At 72.4% G+C, this 20,619-nt stretch carries 20 protein-coding genes; 6 read left to right on the top strand and 14 right to left on the bottom strand.

Annotated elements, in window-relative coordinates; all coding sequences use genetic code 11:
* Window positions 1-10 precede the first annotated feature (10 nt).
* From ACQ393_RS12890 to ACQ393_RS12855, 8 genes are all read right to left on the bottom strand, one after another.
* A complete protein-coding gene (locus ACQ393_RS12890) occupies window positions 11-2,314 on the bottom strand; it encodes a heavy metal translocating P-type ATPase (protein ID WP_430647248.1) in 2,304 nt (767 codons plus the stop codon).
* Window positions 2,311-3,300 (bottom strand): heavy-metal-associated domain-containing protein, encoded by a 990-nt coding sequence (locus ACQ393_RS12885; protein WP_430647247.1) that lies wholly within the window; start codon window positions 3,298-3,300, stop codon window positions 2,311-2,313. The genes ACQ393_RS12890 and ACQ393_RS12885 overlap by 4 nt, the downstream gene beginning before the upstream one ends.
* Window positions 3,301-3,302: 2 nt before the next feature.
* A complete protein-coding gene (locus tag ACQ393_RS12880; protein WP_430647246.1) occupies window positions 3,303-3,512 on the bottom strand; it encodes a heavy-metal-associated domain-containing protein in 210 nt (69 codons plus the stop codon).
* A gap of 222 nt (window positions 3,513-3,734) precedes the next feature.
* Complete coding sequence (locus tag ACQ393_RS12875) at window positions 3,735-4,508, bottom strand: hypothetical protein (RefSeq protein ID WP_430647245.1); 774 nt, start codon at window positions 4,506-4,508, stop codon at window positions 3,735-3,737.
* Entirely contained in the window at window positions 4,505-5,410 is a 906-nt protein-coding gene (locus ACQ393_RS12870) for an ABC transporter ATP-binding protein (RefSeq protein ID WP_430647244.1), read from the bottom strand. Before ACQ393_RS12870 ends, ACQ393_RS12875 begins: the two co-directional genes overlap by 4 nt.
* On the bottom strand, window positions 5,407-5,766 hold the full coding sequence (locus tag ACQ393_RS12865) for a GntR family transcriptional regulator (protein WP_430647243.1): 360 nt from the start codon (window positions 5,764-5,766) through the stop codon (window positions 5,407-5,409). Before ACQ393_RS12865 ends, ACQ393_RS12870 begins: the two co-directional genes overlap by 4 nt.
* A 107-nt stretch (window positions 5,767-5,873) precedes the next feature.
* Window positions 5,874-7,319, bottom strand: coding sequence for an amidase (locus ACQ393_RS12860; RefSeq protein WP_430647242.1), 1,446 nt, complete (start codon window positions 7,317-7,319; stop codon window positions 5,874-5,876).
* 93 nt (window positions 7,320-7,412) lie between these two features.
* The gene (locus ACQ393_RS12855) at window positions 7,413-8,348 is read right to left on the bottom strand and encodes a DMT family transporter (RefSeq protein ID WP_430647241.1); all 936 of its coding nucleotides are present in this window, start codon (window positions 8,346-8,348) and stop codon (window positions 7,413-7,415) included.
* 128 nt (window positions 8,349-8,476) lie between these two features.
* Between ACQ393_RS12855 and lpdA the strand changes: the two genes are divergently transcribed.
* The gene (gene lpdA / locus ACQ393_RS12850) at window positions 8,477-9,877 is read left to right on the top strand and encodes a dihydrolipoyl dehydrogenase (RefSeq protein ID WP_430647240.1); all 1,401 of its coding nucleotides are present in this window, start codon (window positions 8,477-8,479) and stop codon (window positions 9,875-9,877) included.
* A 177-nt stretch (window positions 9,878-10,054) separates the two neighbouring features.
* On the opposite strand, the gene ACQ393_RS12845 is transcribed toward lpdA, so the two are convergent.
* A complete protein-coding gene (locus ACQ393_RS12845; protein WP_430647239.1) occupies window positions 10,055-11,668 on the bottom strand; it encodes a solute symporter family protein in 1,614 nt (537 codons plus the stop codon).
* Window positions 11,668-12,036 carry a DUF485 domain-containing protein gene (locus tag ACQ393_RS12840; RefSeq protein WP_430647238.1) on the bottom strand — a complete coding sequence of 123 codons (369 nt, stop codon included), beginning with the start codon at window positions 12,034-12,036 and terminating at the stop codon, window positions 11,668-11,670. The genes ACQ393_RS12845 and ACQ393_RS12840 overlap by 1 nt, the downstream gene beginning before the upstream one ends.
* Before the next feature lie 180 nt (window positions 12,037-12,216).
* Here ACQ393_RS12840 and ACQ393_RS12835 point away from each other — a divergent pair, with 180 nt between their 5' ends.
* From ACQ393_RS12835 to ACQ393_RS12820, 4 genes are all read left to right on the top strand, one after another.
* Window positions 12,217-13,449 (top strand): sensor histidine kinase, encoded by a 1,233-nt coding sequence (locus ACQ393_RS12835; protein ID WP_430647237.1) that lies wholly within the window; start codon window positions 12,217-12,219, stop codon window positions 13,447-13,449.
* Window positions 13,446-14,183, top strand: a complete 738-nt coding sequence (locus ACQ393_RS12830; protein WP_430647236.1) for a LytR/AlgR family response regulator transcription factor — start codon at window positions 13,446-13,448, stop codon at window positions 14,181-14,183. Before ACQ393_RS12835 ends, ACQ393_RS12830 begins: the two co-directional genes overlap by 4 nt.
* 113 nt (window positions 14,184-14,296) lie before the next feature.
* Complete coding sequence (locus tag ACQ393_RS12825) at window positions 14,297-14,659, top strand: DUF485 domain-containing protein (RefSeq protein ID WP_430647235.1); 363 nt, start codon at window positions 14,297-14,299, stop codon at window positions 14,657-14,659.
* Window positions 14,656-16,122, top strand: coding sequence for a cation acetate symporter (locus ACQ393_RS12820; RefSeq protein ID WP_430647234.1), 1,467 nt, complete (start codon window positions 14,656-14,658; stop codon window positions 16,120-16,122). The genes ACQ393_RS12825 and ACQ393_RS12820 overlap by 4 nt, the downstream gene beginning before the upstream one ends.
* Before the next feature lie 90 nt (window positions 16,123-16,212).
* Here the strand turns inward: ACQ393_RS12820 and ACQ393_RS12815 are convergent, their stop codons facing one another.
* On the bottom strand, window positions 16,213-17,424 hold the full coding sequence (locus ACQ393_RS12815; protein ID WP_430647233.1) for a choice-of-anchor L domain-containing protein: 1,212 nt from the start codon (window positions 17,422-17,424) through the stop codon (window positions 16,213-16,215).
* Window positions 17,425-17,648: 224 nt separating this feature from the next.
* Window positions 17,649-18,314: a GNAT family N-acetyltransferase gene (locus ACQ393_RS12810; RefSeq protein WP_430647232.1), complete on the bottom strand. Its 666-nt coding sequence runs from the start codon at window positions 18,312-18,314 to the stop codon at window positions 17,649-17,651.
* Here ACQ393_RS12810 and ACQ393_RS12805 point away from each other — a divergent pair.
* Window positions 18,304-18,510 (top strand): hypothetical protein, encoded by a 207-nt coding sequence (locus ACQ393_RS12805; protein ID WP_430647231.1) that lies wholly within the window; start codon window positions 18,304-18,306, stop codon window positions 18,508-18,510. The genes ACQ393_RS12810 and ACQ393_RS12805 overlap by 11 nt on opposite strands.
* 120 nt (window positions 18,511-18,630) lie before the next feature.
* On the opposite strand, the gene ACQ393_RS12800 is transcribed toward ACQ393_RS12805, so the two are convergent.
* Together ACQ393_RS12800 and ACQ393_RS12795 are read right to left on the bottom strand one after the other, a co-directional pair.
* Window positions 18,631-19,917, bottom strand: coding sequence for an adenylosuccinate synthase (locus tag ACQ393_RS12800; RefSeq protein ID WP_430647230.1), 1,287 nt, complete (start codon window positions 19,915-19,917; stop codon window positions 18,631-18,633).
* A gap of 1 nt (window position 19,918) precedes the next feature.
* Window positions 19,919-20,458, bottom strand: a complete 540-nt coding sequence (locus ACQ393_RS12795; protein WP_430647229.1) for a DUF3151 family protein — start codon at window positions 20,456-20,458, stop codon at window positions 19,919-19,921.
* Window positions 20,459-20,619: the final 161 nt, after the last annotated feature.

Below are 20,619 nucleotides of genomic sequence, written 5' to 3'. Positions count from 1 at the left end.
ACCGCCCGCGTCATCCGCGGTGCGCGGGCACCGCGGACCGGAACCCGCGCAGGCGCAGGCTGTTGCCGACGACGAACACGCTCGAGAACGCCATGGCGGCCCCGGCGAGCATCGGGTTCAGCAGGCCGAGCGCCGCGAGCGGGATCGCCGCGACGTTGTACGCGAACGCCCAGAACAGGTTGCCCTTGATGACGCGGAGCGTCCGCCGCGAGAGCCGGATGGCGTCGACCGCGGCGAGCAGGTCGCCGCGCACGAGCGTCAGGTCGGCGGCCTCGATCGCGACGTCGCTGCCCGTGCCCATCGCGATGCCGAGGTCGGCCTGCGCGAGCGCGGCGGCATCGTTCACGCCGTCGCCGACCATCGCGACGGTGCGTCCCTCGCCCTGCAGGCGGGCGACCACGGCGACCTTGTCGGCGGGCAGCACCTCGGCGATCACCCGGTCGATGCCGACCTCGCCGGCGACCCGTCGCGCGACGGTCTCGTTGTCGCCGGTCAGCAGGATCGGCTCGAGCCCGAGGCCCCGCAGCCGCGCGATCGCGTCGGCGCTGGTCGGCTTCACGGCGTCGGCCACGGTGAGCGCGCCGCGCACCGCGCCGTCCCAGGCGACGACGACCGCGGTGCGCCCCTCGGCCTCGGCGGCGGCGACGGATGCCGCGACTCGCGCGTCGGGCTCGATCGACCAGTCGTCGAGCAGCGCGGAACGTCCGACGAGCACGAGGTGCCCGTCGACCACGCCGTGCACGCCGAGGCCGGGACGGTTCTCGAACGACTCGGGGGTCGGCAGCGCGCCGACGCGCGCGGCCGCGCCATCCGCGATCGCCCGCGCGACGGGATGCTCGGAGGCGTGCTCGAGCGCGCCCGCGAGGCGCAGCAGCTCGCCCTCGTCGACGCCGTCGGCGGGGTGCACGCCCGCGAGCGACATCCGGCCGCTCGTGACGGTGCCGGTCTTGTCGAGCACGATCGTGTCGACGCGCCGGGTGGATTCGAGGATCTCGGGGCCCTTGATGAGGACCCCGAGCTGCGCGCCGCGTCCGGTGCCGACGAGCAGCGCCGTCGGGGTCGCAAGGCCCAGTGCGCACGGGCAGGCGATGATGAGCACCGCGACCGCCGCGGTGAACGCGGCCGCGGGCGGGAACCCGCCGCCGAGCCACATGCCGAGCGTCGCGACCGCGATGAGGATGACGACGGGCACGAAGACGCCCGCGACCCGGTCGGCGAGGCGCTGGACCTCGGCCTTGCCGGCCTGGGCGTCTTCGACGAGCCGCGCCATCTGCGCGAGCTGCGTGTCGGCGCCGACGCGCGTGGCGCGAACCACGAGGCGTCCCCCCGCGTTGACGGTCGCGCCGATGACGGCGTCGCCGGTCTCGACCTCGACGGGCACCGACTCGCCGGTGACGAGCGACGCGTCCACCGCGCTCCGGCCCTCCGCCACGACGCCGTCGGTCGCGATCTTCTCGCCGGGGCGCACCACGAACCGGTCGCCGACGGTGAGCTGCTCGATGGGGATACGCGTCTCGACACCGCCGCGGAGCACCGCGACGTCCTTCGCGCCGAGCTCGAGGAGGGCGCGGAGCGCCGCCCCCGCCGCACGCTTGGAGCGCTTCTCGAGGTAGCGGCCGAGCAGGATGAACATCGTCACGCCGGCGGCGACCTCGAGGTAGAGGTTCGAGGCGCCGTCGCTCGGTGCGACCGTGAGCTCGAACGGGTGCACCATGCCAGGCACGCCCGCCGTGCCGAGGAACAGCGCGTACAGGGACCACAGGAACGCGGCGGTCACACCGAGCGAGACGAGCGTGTCCATGGTCGCGGCACCGTGCCGCAGGTTGACGAGGGCCGCGCGGTGGAACGGCCAGGCCGCCCACGTCACCACGGGTGCGGCGAGCGCGAGCGAGGCCCACTGCCAGTACGTGAACTGCAGCGCCGGGATCATCGACATCAGGATCACCGGCACGGAGAGGACGACCGAGGCGATGAGGCGCGTGCGGATCGAGCGGAGCTCGGCATCGGCCCGGGTCTCGGCGGGCGCGGCCGTGCCGGCCCCGCCCGCCCCGGTGGCCGGGCTCGCCACCACCGGAGGCGGCGGCAGCTCGGCACGGTACCCCGCCGCCTCGACCGTCGCGATGAGCTCGGCCTCGTCGACACCCGCGGGCGCTGAGACGCGCGCCTTCTCGGTGGCGTAGTTCACCGTCGCCGTGACCCCGTCGAGCTTGTTGAGCTTCTTCTCGATCCGCATCGCGCACGACGCGCACGTCATGCCGCCGATCTCGAGTTCGACGACGCGCTGGTCGGCGGATCCGGTCGCGAGGTCGGTCATCGGTGGTCCTCCCCGTGCGTGTCGGTGCCGCCGTGCGAGTCGGCGCCCTCGTGCGAGTCGGACCCGGCGCCATCCGTCGCCCCTGCCGTCGCCGTGACGACGAAGGGAATCGAACGGACGACGCCGCCCTCCTGCAGGTCCAGGTAGAGCAGGTACCGGCCGGCCGTCGGCGCGGTCGCCATGAACGCGATCTCGGGGCCGGGGTCGGTGACGCCGTCGCCGGGCTCGCCCATCGGATGCACGTGCAGGTAGGCGAGGTCGCCCTGGCGGAGCGCGACGAGGTGACCGTACGCCCCGAGGTACGGCTCGAGGCTCGTCACCGGCTCGCCGTCGCGCGTGACCGTGAAGGTGAGTTCGCTCTCGGCGCCCGTGACGAGTGCGCCGTCGAGCTCGACCTCGAGGCCGTCGACCGTCGAGGTCGTGACGTCGGTCGTGCGCGGCTCGGGCGCGACGTCGCCCGCGACCTCGACCGTGCTCGTGAGCGTGACGGCCTCGCCGACCGCTGCCGGGACGAAGTCGGCGAACACCCGGTGGGCGCCCGCGCGATCGAACGTGAACGGCACGTGCCAGGTGCCGGCCTCGTCGACGACCGGGTGGACGTGCCGGAAACCGGCGCCGTCGGTGCGCACCACGATGAGGTGGAGCGGCTTCTCGTGCGAGATCTCGACATCGGTGACCGCGGCGCCCGCGCCATCCGTGAGCCGGAAGGAGATCTCGCCGGCTTCACCCGCCCGGGACGGCGCGGCGAGTGCGGTGAGCGTGATGCCTCGGTGCGAGACGGAGAGGCCGCGCACGTCGTCGGCGGAGGCCGCTGCGGCGGCGGGGCCGCCGTGCCCGGTGCCGGCGGGGTCCATCGGATCCTCCTCGTTCGAGGTCCAGGCGGCCGACGCGTCGGCCGGGATGACCAGGGGCGCCGCGGCGAGTGCGACGGCGAAGACCGCCGCCGCGCCCGCCGCGAACAGCCCCAGTCGGGCTGCCGTGCGCATGCTCAGACGCGGACGGCGGAGTAGCCGGCCTCCTCGACCGCGGCGATCACGCCGGCGTCGTCGAGGTCGGCGGGGGCGGAGAGGGTGAGCGTGCCGGCGGCGGCGGAGACCTGGATGCCGGTCACGCCGGCGACCTGCTCGACCTCTTCGCGCACCGACAGCTCGCAGTGCCCGCACGTCATGCCGGTCACCTGGTACTCGCGCTCGGTCATGGGTTTCTCCTCGTTCGTGATCGGATCGTGTTCGAGAGTACCCCGATGGGGTACGTCTTCCAAGCTGAACGGTATACCCCCATGGGGTATTCCGCAAGGCGCAGGATGCCGCGCAGGCGGGTCGACTCGGGCGGCGCCACCCGCCGGCGCGACGAGGGGCGCGACACCCCCGGATGCCGCGCCCTCTCGGACGCCCGCGCCCCCTCGGACGCCCGCGGCCCCCTACCGCGGCGTCGCCCGCCGGATCACGAGCAGGCCCGCGACCGCCCAGACCAGCGCCGTCGCGAGCACGAGGGTGAACACGCCGACGACGCCGATCGAGGCGAGCCAGCTGCCGAGCGCCTCCCACCTCTCGGTGAACGTGAGGAACGCGATGATCGCGAGGATGAGCGCCACGCCGCCGAAGAGCACCGTCATCATGCCCGTCATGCGCCAGCGCATGTACACCGTCGTGACGCCCGCCCCGATGAACAGCACGAGGAGCTGGAGCGCGAAGGTGGTGTAGAACGCCGTGCCCCAGTCGGCCCCGACGTACCAGAGCGCGTCGAACATGCCGGCACCGATCCACCAGCCGTTCGTCGCCCGCTCGATGAGCAGCAGCGTCGCGATGGCGGCGGCGTTCACGACCGAGACGATCACGAACATCAAGCCGGTCCCGAGCCAGTAGTCGCGTCGCGTCGCACCGAAGCCGAGCGCGAACGGGAACGTGAACGAGACGGCCTGGACGCCCACGACGATGAGGTACCACTGCGGCGAGAGCACCGCCCAGCTGTACTCGAAGCCGGTCTCGGTCGCATCGAGCGGGCCCGCCGCGCCCTGGATGATGAGCGCGACGATCATGGTCACGGCCCAGGCGCCGGCGAGGATCAGCCACGGCACGCCGAAGAAGATGGCCGGGTTGACGGTGTGCAGGCGCACGATGCGCAGGATCTCGTTCGGTCGCACGCGACGCGACGACTCCGCGACGGGCACGGACGCGGTGGTGACGGCGGTCATGCCGCGACCTCCTTCTCGGTCGACTCGGCGAGTTCGGCGCCGGTCAGGTGGACGATGAGCTGCTGGAGCGAGACGGGGGCGAGCTCGAGGCCGAGCTCGGCGGCGCGGATGCGCTCGTCCGTGTCGAGGCGGCCGTCGATCGTGACGGAGGCCAGTCCGCCGATGCCCTCCCGGCCGATCACCTGCCGGTCCCTGACGAACTGCTCCACCGCCGCACGGGCGCCCGCAACGGTCGTCGCGCTGCCGCGCACCTCATCGGCGTCGCGGTCGAGCAGGATGCGCCCCTGGTCGATGAGGATCACGTGCTCGAGGAGGTTCGCGACCTCGTCGATCAGGTGCGTCGAGAGCACGACGGTGCGCGGGTGGGCCGCGTAGTCCTCGAGCAGCCGGTCGTAGAAGATGTGCCGCGCGACGGCATCGAGTCCGAGGTACGGCTCGTCGAAGAAGGTCAGCGGCGCCCGCGACGCGAGCCCGACGATGACGCCCACGGCGGAGAGCTGGCCGCGGCTGAGCTTCTTGATGCGCCGCTTCAGCGGCAGCCGGAAGTCGGCGACGAGCCGCTCGGCGAACGCGGTATCCCAGTGCTCGAAGAACCACGGCGCGGCACGGAGTACGTGCGCCGGCGTGAAGTCCTCGGGGTACCGCTGGGCCTCCGCGATGAAGCACATGCGACGCAGGACGTCGGCGTGCTCGGCCGGCTCGCGCCCGAACACCTCGAGCGTGCCGCCGTTCCGGAAGATCTGGCCGGTGAGCAGCTGCATCACCGTCGTCTTGCCGGCGCCATTCCGCCCCAGCAGGCCGTAGATGCGGCCCTCCTCGAGCGAGAGGTCGATGCCGTCGATCGCGGTGAACGATCCGTAGCGCTTGGTGAGTCCGCGCGCACGGACGACGGTGCTGGTCATGTCAGGATCCTTTCCTCGCGGACCATGCCCGCGAGCTCGTCGACGCCGATGCCGAGCTTCGCGGCTTCGACGATGAGCGGTCGGAGGTACTCGGCCGCGAACTCGGCGCGGCGACGTTCGATCAGGCGCTCGCGCGCGCCCGGGACGACGAACATGCCGACCCCGCGGCGCTTGGCCACGAGCCCCTGCTCGACGAGCCGGTTCACGCCCTTGAGCGCGGTCGCGGGGTTGATGCGGTGGAACGCGGCGAGTTCGTTGATCGACGGGATCGCGGCATCCTCGGCGACGTGCCCGTCGACGATGTCGTTCTCGATCTGCTCCGCGATCTGCAGGAAGATCGGCCGGGATTCGTCCACGGCGCCTCGCTTCGGTTCATTGGTTAGTTACTTCAGTAAGTAACCAATCATCCAGGCGAGCGGATGTCAAGACCCACCCGGACGCGCGGCACGCGCGCTCGACGGACTCAGCGAGCCGATGACGCTGCCGGCGCCGGCGGGACGGTCGGCGCCGCGGCATCCGTCGGCCGCTCACGCTCCCACCACGCGGCGAGCGCGAGCACCCGGAGGTCCGCGAAGCGCTGACCGGCGATCTGCAGCGCGATCGCGCGCCCGTCCGCCGTCGTGCCGGCGTTGATGCTGACGGCGGGCTGGCCGGACATGTTGCAGGGGAGCGTGAAGGCGATGTGCGCCATGCCGAGGTCCTCCTCGCCCCACGGCATCGGCCGCTCGGCCGGGAACGCCGCCATGGGCGCGACGGGTGAGAGCACCGCGTCGAACGGCGCCGTCGCGAGCACCGTACGGTGACGGAGTTCGCCGATGTCGTCGTACGCGGCGAGCGCCTCGATGCCGGTGACCTCCGCGCCGGGCGCCACCCAGCGCGCGATGTAGGGCAGCACGCGCGCCCGCGCCTCGGGCGCGAGCTCGTCGTACGTGCGGCGGAACCGGACGCGCCAGAACCGGTCGGCCTGGCCGAGCAGACGGTCGTCCATGAACGGCGCGAGCTCGACGACCTCCGCGCCCGCCGCGGCGAACCGTTCCGCTGCCGTCCGCACCGCGGCGGCGATCTCGGGATCGACGGGGAGCCCGGCGCCCGCGTCGGTGTGCACGGCGATCCGGAGGCCGCGGACGTCGAGGCCGGGGTCCGTCCAATCGAGCTGCGTGTACGGCAGCGCCGTGTGGTCCCGCACGTCGGGCCGGGTCACGACCGCCATGGCCGCGGCGAGGTCCGCCACGCGGCGCGCGATCGGCCCGCCGACCCGCCCGAGGTACGGCGGATCGATCGGCACGCGCCCCGCGCTCGGCTTCAGCCCGACGAGGCCCAGCCACGCAGCAGGGAACCGGATGGAGCCGCCGATGTCGGTTCCGAGGTGGATCGGGCCGATGCCCGCGGCGGCGGCCGCACCGGCGCCGGCGCTCGAGCCGCCGACCGTGAGCGCCGGGTCGAGCGGGCTCCGCGTGACGCCGTGCAGGCTCGAGACGCCGGACGAGAGCATGCCCCAGTCGGGCATCGTCGTGGAGCCGAGGATGACGGCGCCCGCCTCGCGCAGCCTGGCGACGATCGGCGAGTCGGCGTCGGGCACGACCGGGCCGGATGCCGCGGAGCCGGACCGGGACGGGACGCCGACGCGCAGCATGTTCTCCTTGACCGTGACCGGCACGCCGTCGAGCGGGCCCAGCGGTGCACCGCGCCGGAAGCGCTCGGCGCTGGCCGCGGCATCCGCTCGCACCGTGTCGGGGTCGTGGTCGGAGAACGCGTTCACGACCGGCTCGAACCGCGCGATGCGCGCCAGCGCGCCTTCGGCGACCTCGACGGGCGTCGTCGCGCCCGCGCGGAACGCGGCGCCGAGGTCGGCCGCGGAGGAGGTCGCGTCGACGGCGGGATCGGGGGCGGGCTGCGAGGCGCTCGTCACCTGCTCACCTCATCACATCGCGCGGCGGCTGCACAGGGATCGATCGGTCATCGGGCGAGGAGCAGCCGCCCGCGACCGTTCGCGGGGCCCGCGTCACACGGCCGTGGCCGACCGGCGCGCAAGCGGCATCCGGACCCTGCCCTGCGCCAGCAGGATGCCGAGCATCACGACGAGCGCGCCCAGCGGCTCGTTCCACGACATCGGCTCGCCGAGGACGAGCACGCCGAGCGCCACGCCGACGACCGGCGTGACGTAGGTGACCGTCGAGGCGTTGGTCGGTCCCCAGTCGCGGATGACCCCGATGTTCCAGACGTAGGCGAGGCCCGTGCCCAGGATGCCGAGCACCGCCAGGCTCGCGACGATCGGCACGTCGAGCGCGACCGGACCGACGGCGAGGATCGGGGTGAGCAGCAGCATCACCGCGGCGCCCATGCCCACCTGGAGGAACGCGAACGTGGTCTGCGCGATCGGCCGGCCGCTCAGGAACCGGCGCGTGTAGCCGAACATGAGCCCGTAGCAGGCGGTCGCGCCGAGGCACGCGAGCTGGCCCGCGAGGGATCCGCCGAGCTCGGCCGCCCAGGGCGCGATGACGACGACGACGCCCGCGATGCCGACGAGCACGCCGAGCCAGCGCGACGCATCGAGCCGCTCGACCCGGAACGCCAGGGTGGCGGCGACGGCCGTCATGATCGGCGTCGTCGCGTTGAGGATCGACGCGAGGCTCGAGGTCACCGACTGCTGCGCCCACGAGAACAGCAGGAACGGGATGACGCAGCCGAGCACGCCGATGACGAGGAAGTGCACCCACACGACGGGCTGCCGGGGCAGCACCGGCCCGCCGTCGACGCGCGGCCGCGCGACGAGGACGACCAGGCCGAGCGTGAGGCCGCCGAGCACCGTGCGCGTCCAGGCGACCTGCGTGAACGAGATGCCCGTCAGCGCCACCGCCATGAAGAGGAAGCTCGCGCCCCAGACGAGCCCAGCGGAGAGGAACTGCACCCAGGTGCGGATGCCGGAACGTGTGGTCACCGGATCACGGTACGTCGCCCGTCGCCGGCCCGGGAGGGCTCCGGAACGCGATGTCCGGAACCCGCCGAACGTTGGCAGGCGGATGCCGCCCTGTTCCGATCCGATGCGCCCCGCCTAGGCTGGGCGCCATGACCACCCACTTCGACGTCATCGTCCTCGGTGCGGGTCCCGGCGGCTACGTGGCCGCCATCCGCGCCGCCCAGCTCGGCCGGAAGGTCGCCGTGATCGAGGAGAGGTACTGGGGCGGCGTGTGCCTCAACGTCGGCTGCATCCCCTCGAAGGCGCTGCTGCGCAATGCCGAGCTGGCGCACATCTTCCACGCGCAGGCGCAGACCTTCGGCATCTCCGGCGACGTGCACTTCGACTTCGGCGCCGCATTCGACCGCAGCCGCCAGGTCTCGGAGAAGCACGTCAAGGGCGTGCACTTCCTCATGAAGAAGAACGGCATCGCCGAGTTCGACGGCCGCGGCTCGTTCACCGGCCCGAACGCGATCGACGTCGCCAAGTCCGACGGCACCGTCGAGAACCTCACCTTCGACAACGCGATCATCGCGACGGGCTCGAAGGTGCGGCTGCTGCCCGGCGTCGAGCTCTCGGAGAACGTCGTCACGTACGAGACGCAGATCCTCACCCGCGAGCTGCCGCGCTCGATCGCGATCGTCGGCGCGGGCGCCATCGGCATGGAGTTCGCCTACGTCATGCGCAACTACGGCGTCGAGGTGACCGTGCTCGAGTTCCTCGACCGCGCGCTGCCGAACGAGGACGCCGAGGTCTCGAAGGAGATCACGCGCCAGTACCGCAACCTCGGCGTGCCGATCCTCACGTCGACGAAGGTCGAGACCGTCACCGACCAGGGCTCGCAGGTCACCGTGACGTACACGGGTTCCGACGGCCAGCCGGGCTCGCTCGTCGTCGACAAGGTGCTCATGGCCGTCGGCTTCGCGCCGAACGTCGAGGGCTTCGGCCTCGACGCGACCGGCGTGCAGCTCACCGAGCGCGGCGCCATCGCGATCGACGAGCGCATGCGCACCAACGTGCCGCACATCTACGCGATCGGCGACGCGACCGCGAAGCTCATGCTCGCGCACGTCGCCGAGGCGCAGGGCGTCGTCGCGGCCGAGACCATCGCCGACGCCGAGACCATGGAGCTCGGCGACTACCGGATGATGCCGCGCGCCACGTTCTGCTCGCCGCAGGTCGCGTCCTTCGGGCTCACCGAGCAGCAGGCCCGCGACGAGGGCCACGACGTGCTCGTCGCGAAGTTCCCGTTCACCGCCAACGGCAAGGCGAACGGCCTCGGCGACCCGGTCGGGTTCGTCAAGCTCGTGGCCGACAGGGCCCACTACGAACTGCTCGGCGGCCACATCATCGGCCCGGACGCCTCGGAGCTGCTGCCCGAGCTGACGCTCGCCCAGAAGTGGGACCTCGGCGCCCTCGAGCTCGCCCGCAACGTGCACACCCACCCGACGCTCTCGGAGGGCCTGCAGGAGGCGTTCCACGGCCTCGTGGGGCACATGATCAACATGTAGGACGCGCCGTCGGGTGTCCCGGGCGCAGCGCAACGGGGGCGGATGCCGGGCCCGAGGCCCGAGGCATCCGCCCCCGTCGTGCCGGCGACGAGGTCGTGGGCAGGCGGTCCCACCCCGTCGCAGTCGTGTCCGGCGGCCGCCCGCTACCCCATCCCGGAGCGGCCGCCGGAGTCTCTCCTAGTGGCTCACCGCCTTCTCGGCGCCGAGGCCGGTGAGCGAGCGGACCTCCATCTCGGCCTGCTTCTCGGGGCTCTCGACCGTCTTGTCGAGCTTGCTCACGATCCAGCCGAGGAGGAAGGCCAGCGGGATCGAGACGATGCCCGGGTTCGACAGCGGGAAGATCGCGAAGTCGATCGCCTCGGTCTTCAGCATGGACGTCTCGGAGCCCGAGACGACCGGCGAGAAGACGATGAGCACGATCGCCGAGATCAGGCCGCCGTACATGCTCCAGAGGGCGCCCTTGGTGGTGAAGCCCTTCCAGAACAGCGAGTAGACGATCGTCGGCAGGTTCGCCGAGGCGGCGACCGCGAACGCGAGCGCCACGAGGAACGCCACGTTCTGGCCGTTCGCCCCGATGCCGCCGATGATCGCGACGACGCCGATGATGACGACGGTGCGGCGGGCGACCTTGACCTCGGCGCCCGGCTCGGGCTTGCCCTTCTTCACGACCGACGCGTAGATGTCGTGCGCGAACGAGGCGGCGGCCGTGATCGTGAGGCCGGCGACGACCGCGAGGATCGTCGCGAACGCGATGGCCGAGATGAGGCCGAGCAGGAACGGACCGCCGAGCGCGAAGGCGAGCAGCGGAGCCGCCGAGTTCGGGCCGCCGGGGGCCGCCGCGATGACCGCCGGGCCGACGAGCGCCGCAGCGCCGTAGCCGAGCACGAGCGTGAACACGTAGAAGATGCCGATCAGCCAGATCGCCCAGACGACCGACTTGCGGGCCTCCTTGGCGGTGGGGACCGTGTAGAAGCGCATGAGCACGTGCGGCAGTGCCGCAGTGCCGAGCACGAGCGCGAGGCCCAGCGAGACGAAGTCGACCTTGCTGATCTCCGAGACGCCGTACTTCAGGCCCGGGTCGAGGATCGCGGGGTTCTCCGCCACGGCGACGGCCTTGTCGAGCAGCGCCGAGAAGTCGAAGCCGTTGAGCGCGAGCACCCAGACCGTCATCACGCCGGCGCCGGCGATGAGCAGCACGGCCTTGATGATCTGCACCCAGGTGGTGCCCTTCATGCCGCCGACGAGCACGTAGAGGATCATGAGCGCGCCGACCACGGTGATGACGACGGCCTGCCCGACCTGGTCGCCGACGCCGAGCAGCAGCGACACCAGGCCGCCGGCGCCGGCCATCTGGGCGAGCAGGTAGAAGAAGCAGACGACGAGCGTCGTGGTCGCCGCCGCGATGCGCACCGGGCGCTGCTTCAGGCGGAACGAGAGCACGTCGGCCATCGTGAACTTGCCCGTGTTGCGGAGGAGCTCCGCGACGAGCAGGAGCGCCACGAGCCACGCGACGAGGAAGCCGATCGAGTACAGGAACCCGTCGTAGCCGTTCAGCGCGATCGCGCCGACGATGCCGAGGAACGACGCCGCCGAGAGGTAGTCGCCCGCGATGGCCGAGCCGTTCTGGCCGCCCGTGAACGACCGGCCGGCCGCGTAGTAGTCGGCCGCGGTCTTGTTGTTCCGGCTGGCGCGGAACACGATGACCATCGTCACCGCGACGAACGCGGCGAAGATGGCGATGTTGAGCCAGGGCTCGCCGGGCGAGCTGGTGGCCGCTTCGAATCGGAACATCAGCGCACCGCCTCCTCGGTCTCGAAGTCGCCCGACTCGATCTCGGTGCGGAGCTTCTCCGACTGCGGGTCGAGCCGCTTGTTCGCGTAGTGGACGTACCACATCGTCACGGCGAAGGTCGTGACCACCTGCGCGAGGCCGAGCACCATCGCCACGTTGACGCTGCCGAACACGCGGGTCGATATGAAGTCGACCGCGTACACGGCCAGCAGCACGTACGCGAAGTACCAGGCCAGGCACGCGGTGAGCACGGGGAACACGAAGCTGCGGTGGGTCTTGCGGAGCTCCTGGAACTCCGGGGATTGCTGCACGGCGCGGTAGTCGACGTGACTCAGGTCGACTTCCGCACTCAGGGCGTCGTTGCCCATGGCGTCTCTCCTTCGAGGGGGTGCGGCACGGGCTCGGCCCGCTCCGCTGCGGTCGCAATGCGTCCATGCTGACCGCGCGGATGCCGCGCCGGGGGCGACGACCGCTCGTCGTCGGTGAACGGCGCCGACCGTGCGACGAACGGCGCGGGGCGACGACGAACGACGGCTACAGTGACGTGCATGCCCGAGTCGATGCTGCTCGCTGCCGCCGTCGGCGTGGTCGCGGGCGCGTTCGCGGTCGGCGTGGTGGTGCTGCTCCGGCGGCTCGCGGTGCAGTCGAAGGAGCTCGGCACCGACGCCGAGCGGGCGACGTACGAGACGCTGCACCTCGCGTCGCGCGCGGCGAAGCACCTGCGGGGCGACATGACCGAGGCGGATGCCGCGCGCGCGGCCCGCCACCTCCGTGCGCTCCTGGGCGCGGACACGCTCGCGCTCGTGATGGCGGGCGGCCCGGTGGCGGTCGACGGCGACGAGACCCTCGTGTCCGCCGCGGAGCGACTCGCCGACGAGGCGGTCGGAAGCGGGCGGCCGCAGGTCGAGCGGCGCGTGCCGACGCCGTCGGGTGAGACGGATGCCGCGGCCGCGCCGATCCTCGCGGACGGCGTCGCCGTCGGTGCGGTCGTGGCGTTCGCGGGGCGGGTGCGCGCGGGGCTCGTCCGCGCGACGGGCGAGGTCGCCGAGTGGGTCGCCGCACAGGCGGAGCTCGGCGAACTCGACGCGTCGCGCGCGGCGCTCGCCGAGCTCGAGGTGCGTGCGCTCCGCGCGCAGATCAGCCCGCACTTCATCTACAACTCGCTGAACGCGATCGCGTCGTTCATCAACACCGACCCGTCGAAGGCGCGCGAGCTCGTGCTCGAGTTCGCCGACTTCACGCGCTACTCCTTCCGCCGCCACGGCGACTTCACGACGGTGGCCGAGGAGCTCCGCTCGATCGACTCGTACCTGAAGCTCGAGCGGGCGCGCTTCGGCGACCGCCTCCGGGTCACGCTGCAGGTGGCACCCGAGGTGCTCTCCACGGTGATCCCGTTCCTGTCGATGCAGCCGCTCGTCGAGAACGCGGTGCGGCACGGGCTCGAGGCCAAGGAGGGCGGCGGGCGCATCACGATCACCGCGGAGGATCGCGGCGCGTTCGCCGAGATCACCGTCGAGGACGACGGCGTCGGCATCGACCCCGAGGTGGCCGCCGAGGTGCTCGCGGGCGGCACGCCGGGCGAGCACGTCGGCCTCCGCAACGTCTACGCGCGCCTGCGGCAGGTGTACGGCGACGAGCACGGCCTCGTCGTGGAGACGAACGTCGGTGCCGGCACGCTGGTCCGGATGCGCGTGCCGAAGTCGCAGCCCGGCCGCTCCGCGGCATCCGTCGACGCCCGAGCGGGCCGCCCCGCCGAACCGGATGGGAGACTGGTGCCGTGATCTCGGTCCTCATCGCCGACGACGAGCAGCCCGCCGTCGACGAGCTCGCGTTCCTGCTCGGCCAGGACCCGCGGATCGGCCTCATCCATCGCGCGACCTCCGGCGCCGAGGCCATCCGGATCCTCACCCGCGAACCCGTCGACGCGGCGTTCCTCGATATCCACATGCCCGGCCTGTCGGGCTTCGACCTCGCCCGCGCGCTGCAGCGCTTCGAGCACAAGCCCGCGTTCGTCTTCGTCACGGCCGACGAGGAGGGTGCGCTCGAGGCGTTCGACCTCGCCGCGGTCGACTACCTGCTGAAGCCCGTGCGCACCGACCGGCTGCACCGCTCGGTCACGCGCGTCGTCGAGTCGATGGGCCAGGGACAGGCCACGGATGCCGCGGCCGCGCGCCCCGAGATGATCGCCGTCACGCTGGGCGGCACGACTCGCATGATCCGTCGGGACGACGTCCGGTACGTGCAGGCGCAGGGCGACTACGCGCGCCTGCACACCGACGAGGCGAGCTATCTCGTCCGCGTGCCGATGTCCGACCTCGAGCGGCAGTGGGCGGATGCCGGCTTCGTGCGCGTGCACCGGTCGTACCTCGTCGCGCTCCCCCACGTGACGCGCGTGCGGCTCGGGGGCGAGCGGCCGACGATCGTGGTCGGGCAGGCCGAGCTGCCGGTCAGCAGGCGCCTGCTGCCCGGGCTCCGGGAACGGCTCGAGGCGGCGACCCCGCGGGCGCGGCCGTGAGCGCCGAGCCCCCCGCGGGCCCGGGGGACGCCGCCGGTGGTCGAGCAGGACGCGAAGCGCCCGTATCGAGAGCCCCCGCCCCCGGCGCCCCGCCCCCGCCGCCCCGGGTCCGCGTGACCGCACGCGGCACCGCCGGCCCCGCGGCATCCGATCGCCGCCCGGTCGCCCGCACCCGCACGCCCGGCACCGACACCGGGCCCACCGACATCCACTCGGTCTACGTGCGCTCGCTGATCCGGTCGCAGCTCCGCCTGGCCCTGATCTGCGCCGCCGGATTCGTGCTCGCGACGCTCCTCTTCGTCGGCGTCATCGCGTTCGCCCCCGCGCTCGACGGCGCGTTCGTGGCGGGCGTGCCCGTGTCGTGGCTGCTCCTCGGGTTCGGCGTGTACCCGCTCGCGATCAGCGTCGCCGCCCTCTACGTCCGCGCCGCGACCCGGAACGAGGCCCGCTACCGCTCCCTCGCGGAGGACGCGTGAACCCCGCCGTCGGCTACACCGCCATCGTCGCGGTCGCGCTCGCCTCGGTGCTGATCGGCTTCTACGGGCTGCGGATCTCGCGCACGACGAGCGACTTCTACGTCGCGAGCCGCACCGTGCGCCCCTGGTGGAACGCGTCGGCGATCGGCGGCGAGTACCTCTCGGCGGCGTCCTTCCTCGGCATCGCCGGGCTGATCCTGCTCACGGGGTCGGGCGGCATGTGGTTCCCGATCGGGTACACGGCCGGCTACCTCATGCTGCTGCTCTTCGTCGCGGCGCCGCTCCGCCGCTCGGGCGCGTACACGATCCCCGACTTCACCGAGGCGCGGCTCGAGTCGGTCGCGGTCCGGCGCGTCACGAGCGTGCTCGTCGTGGTGATCGGATGGCTCTACATCGTGCCGCAGCTGCAGGGCGCCGCGCTCACCGTGCGGATCACCACGGGGCTGCCGAGCTGGGTCGGATCCGTCGCGGTCGCCGCGCTCGTCGCGATCGTCGTCGCCTCGGGCGGCATGCGCTCGATCACGTTCGTCCAGGCGTTCCAGTTCTGGCTCAAGCTCGCGGCGATCGCGGTGCCCGTCGTCGCGCTCCTCCTCGTGACCGGCGCCGTCGAGCCCGCCCTGCCGCCCGCCGAGGCGTTCCCGGCCGCCGACGGCCCCGGTTCGCTCGACGTCTACCGGACCGTGTCGCTCATGGTCGCACTCCTCCTCGGCACGCTCGGCCTGCCGCATGTGCTCGTGCGCTTCTACACGAACCCGGATGGCCCGGCCGCGCGCCGCACCACCGTCATCGTGCTCGTGCTGCTGTCGGTGTTCTATGCGTTCCCCACCCTGTTCGGGCTGCTCGGCCGGGCGTTCGCCCCCGACCTCGCGACGCCGGGCGAGGCCGACGCGCTCGTGCTCGTGCTGCCCGACCGGCTGCTGCCGGGCGTGTGGGGCGACCTGCTCACGGCGCTCGTCATCGGCGGCGCGTTCGCCGCGTTCCTGTCGACGTCGTCCGGCCTCGTGGTCTCGGTCGCCGGCGTCATCTCGCAGGACCTCCTCGGCGGCAGCGTGCGCGGCTTCCGCATCGCCGCGTTCGCCTCGACGGCCGTGCCCCTCGTCGTCGCGTTCGCCACCGAGCCCGCCGGGCTCGCGGGCAGCGTGGGCCTGGTGTTCGCGTTCACGGCGTCGACGCTCTGCCCGGTGCTCATCCTCGGCATCTGGTGGCGCGGCCTCACCGCGCGCGGGGCCATCGCGGGCATGGCCACCGGGGCGACCCTCTCGGGGGCGGCGATCCTCGGCGGTGCGCTCCTCGCGGCGGCGGCGCCCGCCATCCGCCCCCTCGTCGAGCAGCCGGCCGCGTGGACGGTGCCGATCGCGGTCCTCGTCACCGTGCTCGTCTCGCGGGCCGACCGGCGACGGATGCCGCGGGGCACCGACGCGTTCCTGGCGCGGTTGCACCTGCCGGAGCGCGATCGGGGCTGAGCTCGGGGTGCGCCCCCGGCCGGCGAGGCAGGTGCGGCGGCATGCCGCGGCCCCGCCCGCTCGAGGCGGACGGGGCCGGGCACCCGGCGTCTACTGGTGGACGACGATATTGCCCTTCGGGAGCTGGACCGCCGGGTCCAGGCTCCAGACGGTGGCACCCGAGCCGTCCGTGATCACGATCGAGATCGTGTCGGGGCTGCCCTTCTTCGCCGAGTTGCCGTTGCGGTTGTCGACGACGGTCACCTCGAACGAGTAGCCGTCCTCGCCGTTGAAGCGTCCGTCACCCGACCACGTCGCCTCGTTGCCGCTCTGCGAGAACGCCAGCACGTCGTACCCGTGGAACCGGTCGCCCGTGCGGTGGTCGTTGACCTGCAGGTTGCCGCGCAGGCCCTGCTCGTCGCGGATCACCGTGGTGCCGAACGTGACCGCGCCGTCGGCGAGGTCGAGGCGGCCGCCGCCCGTGACCTTGCCGCTGCCGGCCGGCGGGGTGATCGCGAGCGAACCCGCCTCGATGAAGACCGCGCTGTCCAGCACGCTGTCGCTCGCATCGGCGATCGCGAGCTTCATGTGGTTGGTGATGGTCGGATCGACCGGTGCCATGCACGTCAACGTGTCCGTGACGCCGTCGAGTTCGGTCGGCAGCGGGTTCGGGCTGGCGGTGTTGTCGCGATACAGGTCCGGGTTCGTCGCCGTCGGGTCGCCGCCGGGGTTGCCGTTGTTCACGGAGTTGACGGCCACGGGCAGCGTGCCGCCGGGAATCGCGGGATCGGGCACGACCGCGCAGTTCACGCCGTTGACGTAGAACGCGAAGACGTCGTTGTACTCCGAGTTGACCCACTCGTTGTACTCCTCGGAACCGAAGGTGTAGCGGAAGTAGATCGTCGTCGCGCCTGCGGGCACGGTGAAGTCGAACTCCATCACCGCGGCGTCGAAGGTCGGGAATCCTGCGAGCGTGGTCAGGTCGGCGTCGCCACCGGTACCGACCACGGTCTGCGTGTCCGTCGCGTCGTTCGTGGGTCCGACGGTGTCGGCGATGTCGCCGCTGGCGAGCACGACGCCGGAGCCGAAGCCGACGGACGTGTCACCGCCCGAGAAGGAGCCGGCGCTGATCGGATCGCCGACGTACGTGACGTTCGAGATCGCGACGCCGTCTCCGCCGACGAGCGTCTGCGCGAGCGCCGCCGGGTCGACGGGATTGATGTAGGCCGTACTGCCGATGGCGACGGCGGGTGTCGCGCCTCCGATGAGCGCGGCGAGCGAGATTCCGGCGACCGCGATGGCCGTCGTTCGGGTCCGTTGCATGTTCGTGCCTTTCGACGTCGAACGGGCGCGCGGATGCCACGGCATCCGCACCGCGGGCGTTCCCCCGAGCGCCCGCTCCCCCGTGTCCGATGCCAGAGTGTCCCCCCTGACACGCACTGCCTACTCTCGGGCGAGCGGCGCGGCAAGACGGCCGCGGACCATTTCCCCCGTTCTGGGGTCAGTGCCCCGACGACGGAGCGGAGGGCCCGAACCGACCCGGCGCGCTACCGGTCGCCGCCGTCACCGTCGCCGTCGCCGTCCAGCGTCACCGGCCGGTCACCCCACGCGTCGAGCCGCGCCTCGAGGCCGGCCCGAACGGCGGGCCAGTCGTCGATGAGGACCGCGTAGACCGCGGTGTCGCGCCATGTGCCGTCGGGGCGCCGCATCGCGCGGCGGTGGATGCCCTCGAACGCCGCGCCGAGCTTCGCGATCGCGGCGCGCGAGCGCGCGTTGACGGCATCCGCCTGCAGCCTGACCCGGCCGAAGCCGTGGTCGAAGGCGAGGCCCAGCATCATCAGCTTCACCTCTGGGTTCACGGCGGTGCCCCACACGCGCGGGTCGAACCCCGTCCAGCCGATGTGCGCGGACTCGTTCGGCAGGTCGAGGTCGCCGAGCTTCGTCGCGCCGACGAGCGTGCCGTCGTCGGGTCCGCCACGCAGGCGCACCGCGAACGGGATCGCGTCGGCCGCAGGCGTGTACGACGCCCGCGCGAAGCGTTCGAACGACTCGTCGTCGACGGGGAACGCGGATGGACCGCCGCCGAAGCCGCCGGCGAACACCTCGGGCCGGCCGATCGCGGCCCGGAGCGCGGGGAGGTCGTGCTCGGCGAGCGGCGTGAGGGCGACGTGGCGACCCTCCAGGGTGTGGACGAGGGGGCGGGTGGCGGGCACCCGGCCAGTCTGGCACGCGCCGCAGCACGAGGACGAGATCGCGGAGGCGCTCGAGAGCGAGCAGGCCGAGCAGGTCAGCGACACGGTCCTCGAGGCGGTGGCCGATGCCGTCAAGAAGGTCGTCCCCGACGAGCACGACGGCGTGGTCGACGACGTGAAGGCGAACCTCGACCGGGCGGTCGGCAACGAGCCGTAAGGCGGCGACCGGCCCACGGCCGGCCCCCGGGCGGGCGGCGTGGACGACGAGGGGCGGATGCCACGTGGCATCCGCCCCTCGTCGTGTCGTCGCCGCAGCGACGCGGGTGTGTTGTCGCCGCTAGTCGAGCAGGTCGTGCAGCTGCACGATCTCGTCGCGGCCCGGACCGACGCCGATCGCCGAGAACCGCGCGCCCGACATGGCCTCGAGCTCGCGCACGTAGCTCTGCGCGTTCGGCGGGAGGTCCTCGAAGGATCGGGCGCCCGAGATGTCCTCGGTCCAGCCGGGGAACTCCTCGTACACCGGCTTGGCGTGGTGGAAGTCGGACTGCGAGACCGGCACCTCCTCCATGATCACGCCGTCGACGTCGTATGCGACCGCGACCGGGATGCGGTCGATGCCGGTGAGCACGTCGAGCTTGGTGAGCACGAAGTCGGTCACGCCGTTGATGCGCGCGGTGTAGCGCGCGATGGGCGCGTCGTACCATCCGGTGCGCCGGCGGCGGCCGGTGGTGGTGCCGTACTCGTGGCCCTGCTCGGCGAGGAACTCGCCCCACCGGTCGAACAGCTCGGTCGGGAACGGCCCCGATCCGACTCGGGTCGTGTACGCCTTCACGATGCCGATGACGCGGTCGATGCGGTTCGGCGCGATGCCCGAGCCGGTCACCGCGCCGCCGCTCGTCGCGTTGGACGACGTGACGAACGGGTAGGTGCCGTGGTCGACGTCGAGCATCGTCGCCTGGCCGCCCTCGAAGAGCACGGTCTCGTCGGCCTCGAGCGCACGGTGCAGCAGGAGCGACGTGTCGGTGACCATGGGGCGGAGCCGGTCGACGTAGCCGAGCAGCTCGTCGACGACCTCGTCGACGCCGATCGCGCGACGGTTGTAGACCTTGAGGAGCAGGTGGTTCTTCTGATCGAGCGCGCCCTCGACCTTCTGTCGCAGGATGTTCTCGTCGAAGAGGTCCTGCATGCGGATGCCGACGCGGTTGATCTTGTCGGCGTAGCTCGGGCCGATGCCGCGGCCGGTCGTGCCGATCTGGCGCTTGCCGAGGAAACGCTCGGTGACCTTGTCGAGCGTGCGGTGGTACTGCGTGATCACGTGCGCGTTCGCCGAGATCTTCAGCTGGGACGTGTCGACGCCGCGCGACTCGAGGCCCTCGATCTCCTCGAAGAGCACCTCGAGGTCGACGACCACGCCGTTGGCGATCACCGGCGTGACGCCGGGCGTGAGGATGCCGGAGGGCAGCAGGTGCAGGGCGTACTTCTCGTCGCCGACGACGACGGTGTGCCCGGCGTTGTTGCCGCCGTTGAACTTGACCACGTAGTCCAGGCGCGAGGAGAGCAGGTCGGTCGCCTTGCCCTTGCCCTCGTCGCCCCACTGTGCCCCGATCAGCACGACTGCGGGCATGTCAGTCCTCTCGTGCCGCACCCGGCGCGGCGGATTCGTCGGGCGGGTCGCCCGCCGTCGCCTCGGGCGACGGCGCAGGCGGCAGGGGATCCGTGATGACGCTGATGACCTGGGTGGGCGTGAACTCCGACGCGATGCGAGCGGGCGCCTCGGCGTCGGCCGCTTCGAGGTCGGATGCCGCGCGCTCGGCGCGTTCGTCGAGCCCGAGCCGTGCGGCCGCGCGCCGTTCGGCGTCGAGCGCGCGCAGGTAGGCGCGGTTGGGCTCCTCGGACCAGGCGACGGGTTCGCCGGGCGTCCAGCCCTCCGCCTCGAGCTGGACGCGGGCGAGGTCGACCGCCACGACGGCGTACGCGAACGCGTCGAGCGCGCGGCCCTCGGAGTCGGCCAGGTCGGCCAGCTCGGCCCACGCGAGCGGGGACGACGGGTGGTCGGCGACGACTCCGGCGACCGACGAGCGGTCGGCTTCGCTGAGCGCCTGCCTGACCTCGGGTTCGTCGGCGAGCACCGCCTCGGCCTCCGGTCGTGTCTGTTCCTGAGTCACACTCAACCGTATCGCATGGGCTTCCGGCGGCTCCGGGCGCGCCCGGCCGCTCCGCCTCCGCCCGTGTGGCGGGCCGCCTCCCGGCTGGATGCGCTTCTCAGGAGCGGCCGTCCGATTCCGCACCTTTCTCAGGAGAACACGCCGCGGCGGAACGCGACACG

The organism is Agromyces sp. GXS1127, from assembly GCF_050565425.1.
Taxonomy (GTDB): Bacteria; Actinomycetota; Actinomycetes; order Actinomycetales; family Microbacteriaceae; genus Agromyces.
Note: the sequence above shows the minus strand (reverse complement) of the source record. Positions and strands in the feature narration are given on the sequence as shown.

Bases quoted from the DNA above. Each gene is read 5' to 3' on its own strand.
- ACQ393_RS12875 (WP_430647245.1), bottom strand. From the start codon at position 4,508: ATGACCGCCGTCACCACCGCGTCCGTGCCCGTCGCGGAGTCGTCGCGT.
- ACQ393_RS12880 (WP_430647246.1), bottom strand. From the start codon at position 3,512: ATGACCGAGCGCGAGTACCAGGTGACCGGCATGACGTGCGGGCACTGC.
- ACQ393_RS12835 (WP_430647237.1), top strand. From the start codon at position 12,217: ATGCCCGAGTCGATGCTGCTCGCTGCCGCCGTCGGCGTGGTCGCGGGC.
- ACQ393_RS12815 (WP_430647233.1), bottom strand. From the start codon at position 17,424: ATGCAACGGACCCGAACGACGGCCATCGCGGTCGCCGGAATCTCGCTC.
- ACQ393_RS12870 (WP_430647244.1), bottom strand. From the start codon at position 5,410: ATGACCAGCACCGTCGTCCGTGCGCGCGGACTCACCAAGCGCTACGGA.
- ACQ393_RS12845 (WP_430647239.1), bottom strand. From the start codon at position 11,668: ATGTTCCGATTCGAAGCGGCCACCAGCTCGCCCGGCGAGCCCTGGCTC.
- ACQ393_RS12890 (WP_430647248.1), bottom strand. From the start codon at position 2,314: ATGACCGACCTCGCGACCGGATCCGCCGACCAGCGCGTCGTCGAACTC.
- ACQ393_RS12800 (WP_430647230.1), bottom strand. From the start codon at position 19,917: ATGCCCGCAGTCGTGCTGATCGGGGCACAGTGGGGCGACGAGGGCAAG.
- lpdA (WP_430647240.1), top strand. From the start codon at position 8,477: ATGACCACCCACTTCGACGTCATCGTCCTCGGTGCGGGTCCCGGCGGC.
- ACQ393_RS12840 (WP_430647238.1), bottom strand. From the start codon at position 12,036: ATGGGCAACGACGCCCTGAGTGCGGAAGTCGACCTGAGTCACGTCGAC.
- ACQ393_RS12885 (WP_430647247.1), bottom strand. From the start codon at position 3,300: ATGCGCACGGCAGCCCGACTGGGGCTGTTCGCGGCGGGCGCGGCGGCG.